The organism is Halomonas cibimaris (assembly GCF_039537045.1).
GTDB classification, from domain to species: Bacteria; Pseudomonadota; Gammaproteobacteria; order Pseudomonadales; family Halomonadaceae; genus Vreelandella; species Vreelandella cibimaris.
This window is the reverse complement of record NZ_BAAAZT010000054.1, coordinates 1-10,226: the sequence shown is the minus strand read 5'-3', so window position 1 is coordinate 10,226 and position 10,226 is coordinate 1. Positions and strand designations below refer to the sequence as shown.

Below are 10,226 nucleotides of genomic sequence, written 5' to 3'. Positions count from 1 at the left end.
CTGGCGGCGCACACGGCGCTGGAGCAACTGTTTGCCGGTGAGGTGCCTGCCTTCATGCGAGAGGACGAGCTGGATCAGGCGGCATGAGCTAAATAGTTACAAAAATTTATGCAGTAGGGCAAAAATCTCAGCGCGACCCTCTTATTAGCTGATGTATGCCGAAGAAACATCCATCTATTAGGAGGTCACATGGCCCTACTGCGACAGCCCGAAGTTCTGCAAAAATGCGCGCTAAGCCGTTCGGGACTCTACCGGCTCATGGAGGCGGGGGATTTTCCTCCGCCTGTCAGCATCGGCACGCGTAGCAAAGCGTGGGTGGAGCAAGAGGTTGATGAATGGATCGATAGCTTGGTTCGTCAGCGGGATGCCGAGAGCTAAAAATGTATGCCACTACACTGCAGGGTATGACCATCGCGTGTGATGGTTTGCCCCAAAGGGCTCTGAATCAGTTCAGGTTCGATACTCATGATCATGTCTCGTGATTAGCGGCGCCGAGAATAATATTGACGCAGCAGTGGATGTGCTTGCCTGCGGATAACCCTAACAGTGAGGACATCCTGAGAGTGCTATTGCAAAAACTCCTGAGCGTGAAATCACGGCACTTATCCGCTCACATGGCATTGTCATCTTTTCTTCTGCAGTTGAGCCTTACCTGGGGAGGCTCGGCTACTCCACCCCGAGCGCCTTCACCACGGCGTCCACCGGCTCCGAGTAAAAGCTGGTCTGAAACTTGGTGAACAGCTCGGCCGGAATCGTGGCGATGTCTGCGGCGCTGGCCATGGGCAGGGTGACGCGCTTGCCGCCGGCGTCAAACGCGACCTGCAGGCATTCCGCCAGGTTGTCGACCTTCTTGAGGTTGCCACCCAGGCTCATGTCGCCGAGAACAACCATCTGGCTTTGCGCGGGCTTGCCCAGCAGCGCCGAAGAAAACGCCACCAGGCTTGCCAACGACAATTCGCGCAGCGTGCCGGTGTTCTGCAAATCAACCACGTGCAAATGGAAGTCATGCTCCAGCACCTTGCGCGAGCCGCTGATACGCCCAGCGTTGGCCTTGAAGTAGTCGAACGCCAGTTTGACCTGTTCCTTGGCCTCCATGGAGCTGCCCAGGCCTGACATGGCAAGCTTGCCACTGCCGGCGGTGACCTGCATTTCGATGCGGTAAACCCCGGGCATGCCTTTTTCGCTAAGTCCAATGGTATGTATCACGCCGGGGTTGCCCAGCCCGTCGGGGATCAGCCCGCCGCCGCCCTGCTCTTTGACCGACACAAAGTGCTCTTCCAGGGTGTCCTTGTCGATGTAGCTGAAATGGACGTCGTAAAACTCCATGCCGCCGATCTTTTTCAACTGCTCCTTGATGCGGCGGCGTACCTGCAAGGCGTACTCCAGGCAATCGCGCACATCGTCTTTTTGGTACTCCCCGTGCGGGAACAGCAGCTTGAGCAGCCCGGATACCGTCTTGCGCACGGCAATCACGTCGCGCTGGTTGAGGTTGTCGCCCAGGCGGAAGTAGACATCAATAGCATCGGCAAAGCTGCGGCGGCGCATCTCGCGGAAGTATTCGGCCAGATAGTCAACGATGAACCCGTAGCGCTGGGTGAAGAAAGACGGCCGCATCTTGGGAATTTCCCAGCCGGGAATATAGGCATGGAAGCGGTCAAAGAACGCGGCGTCGATCATCGCTTCGGGAAACGGCGTCAGCAGGTGGCTGGTTTTCACCAGCGACTCCACGCTCTGGTTGATGTTGCCGACAAACACCATGGACGCCGACGCTTCCATCTGCTCGCGGCCCCGGGCGAAGGACCCCGACGCCATATAATCCTTCATGATCTGCACGCCGTCGTTGTCCTTGAACGAGATACCCGCCACCTCGTCAAAGGCCACCAGATCCCACATGCCTACCAGGCCAATGCGCCGCGTGCTCATGTTATAGAACAGGTTGGCCACCGTGCTTTGGCCGCCGGAGACCAGAATGCTGTTGGGCGAACATTCCTTATAGATATGGCTCTTGCCGGTCCCGCGCGGACCCAGCTCGCAGACGTTGTAGTTGTTCTCGACAAACGGAATCATCCGCGCCAGCAGGTGCCACTGGACTTCGGCATCCAACTCCGCTGGCTCCATGCCGATAGCGCGCATCAGCCCCTCGCGCCACTGCTGAGTGGTAAAGGCGCGACGCCCGTCAAAAAGCTCATCCATGTTCATGTGCGGCATCTGGATGGGCTTGAGCTGGCTCACGCCAAACGGTGAGCCATTCTGCCCTTCTTCATGGTAATAGCTCAGGGTGGCTATCACCCAGATACCGCCGACCAGCAGCTTTTCGTGCTCCTTGACGATGCCCGCAGAAATCTCGGCGTCCTTGATGCCCAGGTTACCGAAGGCGGCCTCGTAGCGGTCCTTTTTATCGTTCAGGCGCACTGCGACCCGGTCGATGACTTTATAGCTGCCGCGCTCACGCACCAGCGACTTGATCTTCTCGGCTTCGTCAGGGCGCACGTAGTTATCGGCGAGGATTTGCTTGACGTTGTCCAGCCCCTGGTCAATCACCTCAGGATCGTCAGACGCGCAGTACATGCCAAGCAGATACTCCAGCACATATACCGGCACGTTGGCGCCTTCCTTGACCCGCTGGGTCAGATCCTTGCGCACCACCCGGCCGGCAAAATGGCTGTTGAGCAGCGCATCGAGGTCGCTCTCCTGATCGGCGGGTAAAGCTGCCTCCGCCTGCGGCTCGTGGTCGGTACTCAACGTCACGCTACATTCTCCATCATACTGTCCATGCTCTACCTGTTCCCCGAGGTTGCCCTCCTGGATGCCTCCATACGCTCGCTACAGGGTATCAGCACCGGGCAATGGCTGCGCTTGGCCGTCGACTCAAAAGAAGTCATCGGTAAACGCCAAGTCAATCACCACACGGTAACGCTCCAGCTCGGTGCCCAGGTCCTTGTCACGCAGCACCAGAAAATAGTCGCGCTGGCGGTCAAAATCGGTGCCAGAAAGCGACAGACGCGCGGCTTTTATCCGCTCATTCATGTTGTCGCTGGTACTATCAAAGGTCAGCGTTTCCTCACTGGAGACCATTTCATTGTCCGCAAAAATCGCCACGGCCAGCGTGATGGGTTTCAGCTGCTCGTTGACGGCTTCGGTCTGCAACAGCTCAAAGCGCTGAATGTTGTTGACCATTTTCAGAGATGCCTTGGGCGAAATCACATCGACTTTGCGGCGGGTACGCTTCTCGACTTTTTCACCGCGTAGCTGCTTGACGGTCAGCACCGGCACGGCGATTTCCTGAGGCATGATGCCGCCGTGAACAAACCGCGCGCCGCCGACGAAATGAAAGCGGTGCGCCCCCTTGGGAATCCAGAATTCGGTCACACAGGAAGTACCCGCTGTCTGTTGAGTGCGGCCATGCCATACGCTGGGGTTATCCGGTAAATTCGCGCCCAATACGTAGCGCTTTTTGCTCTTGAACGTGCCACTGGGCTTTTCATTCAGGCGAGTCCGGTCGCTGTCGTCCAGTGTGCTGCGCTGAAACAGGAAACCGTGGTCGGCCGTGACCAGCACGGTGCTGGTATTGAAGTGCATCAGCACCTTGCGCGTCAGCGAGTCCAGCTCTTCAATGGCGTCCTCCACGGCGGCAAAGGTCTCGCTCTCGGTGCTGGCGGTGTCCCCCCGAGCATCGATGACGTTGTGGTAGACGTAGACCAGTTGCACCCCCTTGAGCGCTTCGCGGCCCTGATCCCGAGACCAGCCCTTGAGCGTCTCGGCGGTGACCGCCAACGCCTGCCCGCCCACGGCCTCATTCAGACGCTGACTGCGGTTGTCGGTCCCCTGGCTCGATTTGCCATCCACCAGCACGCTATCGCACCCCGGCTGATATTCAAGCTCACGGTGAGGCAGCAAGGAAGCCATCCCCAACGTGGTGTAGCTGGGCACCACGCCTAGCTGGGTGCTCAGGGAGGCTTCGCTGTAGCGCTTGGCGTTGATGCGCTCACGCAGCTCCTCGGCGGCTTCATAGCGGAACGCATCGCTGATGATCACCACCAGCCGCTTATGGCGGTGGGCGTCCAAGTGTGGGCTGACGGTATCGCGGTAAAAGTGCTGCTGGTGGGGAATACGCGGCAGCTTCCAGTCGCGCAGCCGGTCTTCGGCGTCAATGCGCTCGCTCCAGTTGCGGGTCAGCTGGCCCAAAAACCACGTCTCATAACAATGCTCCACGGCGTCATCAAGCGGCTTCAGCAGCTCTACGCCGGCGCTGTCAGACGCCACGGCGTAGTGGCGATAAGCGGTATCAAAGCGGTACAGCTCATCGCAATACGCCTGATACAGCGCCTCGACGCTTGAATAATGAAACCCATCAGCATGCTTTTGGCGCAGCGAAAACAGCTCAATAGCGGCGGTCAGTGCGGCGTACAGCTGACGATAGAACTGGCGGCGCTCGTCGTTTTTATGCCGCGATGCCCAATAGCCGTCCAGCCGCTTGGCGATAACGTCACGAAACGTCTCCAGCGCACGCCCGTCTGCGTTTGGGATCGCCTGGCAAAGCTCCACGATAAGCCGCTTTTCAACCGCCTCAAACGTGGCGACGTCGGCCAACTGCTCCAGCGGCACCTCACGGATCTTGTCTTCTATCCGTAGCGCCTCGGCTACCCAGCCGGAGATCACGTCGAACGCCGGATAAAAGCGCGAGCTGTCCCGCCAGCGTGAGAGTAGCGCCCGCGACGTCGCCCGCGCATTCACCGAGGCAATGGCATGGCCTTGCGCCCAGTCGGGAATATCCGCAATGCTCTCGCAATAGCCGGTGGTCAGCAGGCGTAGCATCAGCGGGCCAAATGCCAACGTGGCCTCGCCGCCAAGCTCAGCGTCGCTTGCCGGGTAGCCCACCTCCAGCTGCAGCGCCCGCACCAGACTCGGCACCAGTCCGTATTTGGCCATCGCTTCCAAGGAAGACGGATTATTCTCAAGCCCGGCGTCTTCCTTCACCGCCTCGTCAGCCAAGTGAAACAGCAGCGTCGCTACGTCTGCCGTGGGCGCGCCCACGACCGCCGCACACATAACGAGATCCAGCCCGTCCTCGTCCAGCTCCGGCGTCACCAGCCGCTTGAGCGCGGCGAAGCGGCTTTTGGCATTCAAAAACACCTTGCGCTGCGCCAGATGCTCGCGCAGTGCGTGTCGCGCAAAGCCCAGCTCGTTGAACATCAGTGACGTAGGCTCAGCATCGAAGCGGCCGGCATACAGCTTTATATCCAGCAGCCAATCATTCTCCGGCGCCGGCTCGGCATAGGGGAAATACAACAGCGTGGGCACATCCGGCTCGTCCAGCTCCAGGCGAAGCTTCACGCCGAAGGTAGACTGACCCTCCATATTGAGTACCTGCACCCCGTCCAGCGCGAGTTCGTCCAGAGCATCAACAAAGCTCTCGGCGGCGTCGTACCAGAAAACCAGGCGATGGCCTTCCGAAAAAAAGACTTTTTGGAGCCCCTCCTGGAGTTGGTCAGGCTTCATATACGCCACCTTGTCGACAGATCATGATGGATGAAAGTAGTGATATATATATGGATCGCCATCACCATTCGCTCACAGCGCCTCATAGTAATCACGGATCATTTTTGCCATCAGCTCCCGTCGTGCCTCCAGAAAATCCTGATAGTTATGTGCGGTAACATCATGAATAAAATCAGGAATTGCGTTGTCCCGGAGGTTTTCTTCCAGGTCCGCCTGAACGGTAATTTCGCCTATTTTCAGCCCACCCGAGTCAATTTGCTCGGCCACCCAAGCCATATATTCCTGTGGGGGATGATCCTTGATAGCGATATTGATGGGTGTTTCCGTGAGAGCCAGGTTGGCAATCTGGTTGTAATCTCCCTGCTTGGGAAAGCCGTTCTTGATCAAGTAGTTCTTCGGCACAATATGGTGCATATCACCGTGCCCCTCGATCATCTGAGCGACACTGACCGACTTGGACAAAAAGCCGCGCCCGCCGTTATTGACTCGTGCCGCAAGGTAAATCTGAAAAGCCGGGCTACGCTTGCTTGGCGATACCAGCTGCTGATGCAGTGCGACGTCCCAAAACCCGTCGCCCAACTCTGAGGATTCGATAACACGCAAATAGTCTGCTGCACCCTGTTCGCTGATACGGCGCAGGTCCATTTCCCAGGTGGACTCAAAACTGCCCACGGCACGGCCCGTCAACAGCGTCATCACGAACCAGCGCTTAACGATTTTCGCCCGTTCTCCCTCGTTCAGCTGATCATCATCGCGCAGGCGCAAATACAGTGCGTAGGCAAAGTTCAGCGCGTTTTTTGAGCCGATCATACTGGCATCGATAAAGCCTGCCGATTTGATCATCATCACAAAGCGCTCCAGGTGCGTCTTGCGTACCAGTTGATCCAGTGCGCTGGAAAACCGGGCATACGCATCAGGAATGCGGCTCTCATCGATCTTGCGGGTTTCCGGGTCAAGGCCGGATAGCTCACTGACAATCGCGCTCGCCTTGCCCCGACTGAAGCCTACCAGCCCGGCAATCCGGATAACGTCGGTATATTCGGGCTGAAAAAGCTCATCAGACTGATTCTTGAGCCACTGAATTTTGCCCAGATGCTCCGAATCGGCAAATTCCTTATCATTTTCACTGATGTCATCAAAGGCATGGCCGGAAACGCTGAGATGGCAAAAGTAGTCGATCAGTTTACGAAGATTGCGCCCTTCATCGCCGTAAGTGGCAATCTTGCTCATCACAAAGTCAGCGCTGGAAAGCGGCACCCCCTTGGCGTTAATGCGCACGAAGATCTCGGCCACGGTCTCCACGTCCAGGTCATCATTCAGGGAAATAACCCCAACCTGGGCATGTTCAATATTCGCTAGCTTGCCGACCGCCGCTTCAACCTGCCCCTCGTCTGCGTCAGGGTTTTTCTCGAAATAACGGCGCAAAAACGTGAGCTGGCTCGTGCCGGCAAAAATCTCGCTGATATCGTGGATCCACTGACTGCTGTTTCTGATCGCGGGCGTCAGCGTGGCAAATTCTTCGGTTAACGGATTGAAGGAGACGACAATACGCTTTTTCTGGTAGCGCTTTCCTACCACAGGCTGTCCGGCAATAGCGGCTCGCAAAGCGGTTACGCGCTGCTGACCATCGATCAAAATCTGCTGATGCGCGGCAACTTCACCCCCTTTCAGCTTGGCGCCCACTGACTGCCAGGTAATCAGATAACCAACCGGATAGCCTTTGTACAAAGAGTCCATCAGGTCACGCACCTGAGACGTCTTCCAAACAAAGGGGCGCTGTAGCTCCGGGATTGCAATTTTGTCACTGCGGACATCGGCCAGCACCTGGCTGACGGCGGTTTGCTTTACTTCGTACTTTGCCATTTCATCACTGCTTATTTTTGAAACTCTAACTCCACCGCCGACTCATCGCCGCAGTGGATGAAAAACCGCCCCTTGGCGGTACCTGAAGCCGTCAGCTCAAACCAGCCACGGCCGGATTTTATGTTGCCGTCATCGTTGCCCGACCAGGAAAAGTCAACGCGCCGGCCATCGTCTGACAGGCGGTAGTCCAGTTGGCCTTCGACGGCGCCAAACATGAAAAAACCCAGTCCGTCTTCGTCAAACTGAAAATGGCCGGATTGGATCAGGTCGACAAAGTCCTGATCCCATTCTTCCATCCAGGTGATGCGCCAGTAGCCGGTGAGGTTGCTCATTTTAGCTCCTTGCCTGGCTGACGACCTCAGCCAGTCGATTTTTGAATGCGTCCAGCGACGGCAGATCAATGCGCTCCCACTCGATGCCACCTAACTTGGCCAGTTCAGCCAGCTCATCGGCGGAGGTTTTGCCATTCAGCGCCTGGCTTAGTTGATTTTTCAGCGAATTAGGGCTTCTGTCGTTGCCCGATTCATCTTCCAGCCTAGCGCAGTGCTGATACGGCGACTGCGGCTTGAGCGCGCACAGCAGCCAGGCCTCGGATTTCGGCTTGGGAATCATAGCGACGCCATCGTCAAAGTTCTCCGCCGCAAAGCCTGCCATCATGGAATCGTATTTGGCCTGCCACTCTCCGCGCTCGGCGGATGATGTACCGTCAGCATCGCGAAACAGCACGGCAATCACACGGTCGTTGACGTCGTTAGCCAGTGCTACGGCACATCTTGCCAGTGCACGTGCGTTATAAAAGTAGTAGGCGGTTTCACCAGGTTTTTTCTTGCCGCGCAGGCGCATGGTCTTCCCAGCAGGCGTATGCTTGTGCCTGACTAGGTGTTGCTTGGCGGCAAAGAGATATAGTCAGATCTTGTGTATGGAAGGAAAAAGGGAAGGTGGCGTATCCTGTTGATTGATCACTACCACGATCTCAACCAACACGAGAGGATACGCCATGACGGATTCTACCCTTTCATCCGTGACGCCACCAAACACCGGTGCCAGCGACCCGTTGCATGAGTTGCTGCGCCAGGGAGCCCGGGACCTGATCGCCCGGGCCGTGGAGGCGGAGCTGAGCACGTTTTTGGCGCAGTATGCCGACAAGACACTGGAAGACGGCCGCCGCGCCGTCGTGCGTAATGGCTATCTGCCTGAGCGCACGGTGCAAACCGGCATTGGCGACGTCGAGGTCAAAAGCCCTCGGGTCCGTGATCGCAGCGGTGACGGGGCTACCTTCACCAGTGCGCTGTTGCCGCCTTATCTCAAGCGGGCACGCAGCATCGAGGAGCTGATCCCCTGGCTTTACCTGAAGGGGATCTCGACCGGCGATTACCAGGAGGCGCTGGCGGCCCTGTTGGGCGATAAAGCCAAGGGACTATCGGCCAATACGGTATCTCGGCTCAAGAAGCAGTGGGAAGACGAGTATCGCGATTGGCAGCAGCGGGATATGTCGGACCCGCGTTATGTCTACTGGTGGGCCGACGGTATCTACAGCAATGTGCGCATGGACGACCGCCTGTGTCTGCTGGTGGTCATCGGTGTCACCGAGCAGGGTCGCAAGGAGCTGGTGGTCGTCGAGGATGGGCGTCGGGAGTCGGAAGCCAGCTGGATCGAGCTGCTGACAGGGTTGCGTGAACGCGGGCTGACAACAGCCCCAAAGCTCGCTGTCGGCGACGGCGCCATGGGGTTTTGGGCCGCCCTGAGCAAGATCTACCCGGAGACGGACCAGCAGCGCTGTTGGGTTCACAAGACCGCCAACGTACTGAACAAGCTGCCCAAATCCGTGCAACCCAAGGTCAAGGCGGATCTCCGTGAGATATGGATGGCCGAAACGCGCGACGAGGCGCACAAGGCGTTTGACCGCACCGTAAAGCGCTTCGAGGCCAAATATCCGAGAGCCATGGAATGCCTGGCGAAGGATCGGGAGGAAATGCTGGCTTTTTACGCTTACCCGGCAGCGCACTGGGCGCATATCCGCACGACCAACCCGATTGAATCAACGTTCGCCACGGTCCGCTTGAGGAGCAAGCGCAGTCGAAGCTGTGGCTCCCGAGACACCACCCTGGCGATGGTATTCAAGTTGCTTCAAAGCGCTCAACAGCGCTGGAAGCGAATAGCCGGGTTCAACAAGCTGGAGCAGGTCGTCAATGACGTCAGGTTCCAGGATGGAGAACCCTTGACCGATCAGTCAGACAGGACGGCCGCCTGACCGGCCATACACAACTTTTGACAATAGCTCGGGTTTCCTGCAGCCCCCTGCCCTTTGATGATATACCCTTATGCAGTATTCAAAGCATAATATAAAGAAAACCAACGTATGACCATAGAAGCTTGTTATTGGACGGTTTCCTTCAGCAATTTAGGTTCTGCCTGAAAAGTCGCAGCTGTTATGCTGTCTCTGTGTATTGAGCAGGAGACCGTCATGGCAGGCCGTTATGAGCTTACCAATCAGCGCTGGCTAATGATCAAGGACATCGTTTCTCCACCGCAGGCGATGGGACGTCCACGCCGGGATGGTCGCCAGATGCGCAACGGTATTATACTGTGGAATCTCTGCTCGGGAGCACAGTGGCGTGATAACGGGACTTTCGACCGAATTTTGACTCGCTTACATCTCCGTCTGCGTGAAGATGGCTATATAGATCTCGACACATGGATGGTGGGTCCCACGTCCATCAGAGCGACTCAGCCAGCCAGCCAGCGGTGCCGGCAAAAAAGGGCTCTTCGTCGTTGGGTGTGGAATTCGCCCCCTGAGCTGGGCCAGGATATGACCTCCACATGGACAGGAGGTATGGCATGGACGGCACCCAGATTCTGACCCT

Annotated in this window: 7 protein-coding genes and 1 pseudogene; 3 read left to right on the top strand and 5 right to left on the bottom strand. The window is 57.3% G+C overall.

The features are described 5' to 3' along the window. Positions 1 to 189: 189 nt before the first annotated feature. On the top strand, positions 190 to 378 hold the full coding sequence (locus tag ABD654_RS05975; protein WP_344703253.1) for an AlpA family transcriptional regulator: 189 nt from the start codon (positions 190 to 192) through the stop codon (positions 376 to 378). A gap of 288 nt (positions 379 to 666) precedes the next feature. On the opposite strand, the gene brxL is transcribed toward ABD654_RS05975, so the two are convergent. The 5 genes from brxL to ABD654_RS05950 form a co-directional block, all read right to left on the bottom strand. Further along, positions 667 to 2,748 carry a protease Lon-related BREX system protein BrxL gene (brxL, locus tag ABD654_RS05970; RefSeq protein ID WP_344703251.1) on the bottom strand — a complete coding sequence of 694 codons (2,082 nt, stop codon included), beginning with the start codon at positions 2,746 to 2,748 and terminating at the stop codon, positions 667 to 669. A 120-nt stretch (positions 2,749 to 2,868) separates the two neighbouring features. Further along, positions 2,869 to 5,499 carry a BREX-1 system phosphatase PglZ type A gene (gene pglZ, locus ABD654_RS05965; protein WP_344703249.1) on the bottom strand — a complete coding sequence of 877 codons (2,631 nt, stop codon included), beginning with the start codon at positions 5,497 to 5,499 and terminating at the stop codon, positions 2,869 to 2,871. Positions 5,500 to 5,571: 72 nt separating this feature from the next. After that, positions 5,572 to 7,362 (bottom strand): GmrSD restriction endonuclease domain-containing protein, encoded by a 1,791-nt coding sequence (locus tag ABD654_RS05960; protein WP_344703247.1) that lies wholly within the window; start codon positions 7,360 to 7,362, stop codon positions 5,572 to 5,574. An 11-nt stretch (positions 7,363 to 7,373) separates the two neighbouring features. After that, the gene (locus tag ABD654_RS05955; protein ID WP_344703245.1) at positions 7,374 to 7,694 is read right to left on the bottom strand and encodes a hypothetical protein; all 321 of its coding nucleotides are present in this window, start codon (positions 7,692 to 7,694) and stop codon (positions 7,374 to 7,376) included. A gap of 1 nt (position 7,695) precedes the next feature. Further along, on the bottom strand, positions 7,696 to 8,205 hold the full coding sequence (locus ABD654_RS05950) for a hypothetical protein (protein ID WP_344703243.1): 510 nt from the start codon (positions 8,203 to 8,205) through the stop codon (positions 7,696 to 7,698). Positions 8,206 to 8,359: 154 nt separating this feature from the next. Here ABD654_RS05950 and ABD654_RS05945 point away from each other — a divergent pair, with 154 nt between their 5' ends. After that, positions 8,360 to 9,613: an IS256 family transposase gene (locus tag ABD654_RS05945; RefSeq protein WP_344703241.1), complete on the top strand. Its 1,254-nt coding sequence runs from the start codon at positions 8,360 to 8,362 to the stop codon at positions 9,611 to 9,613. 213 nt (positions 9,614 to 9,826) lie between these two features. Continuing rightward, positions 9,827 to 10,124, top strand: a pseudogene (locus ABD654_RS05940) (transposase family protein); the annotation flags it as partial. Between the last annotated feature and the right edge of the window lie 102 nt (positions 10,125 to 10,226).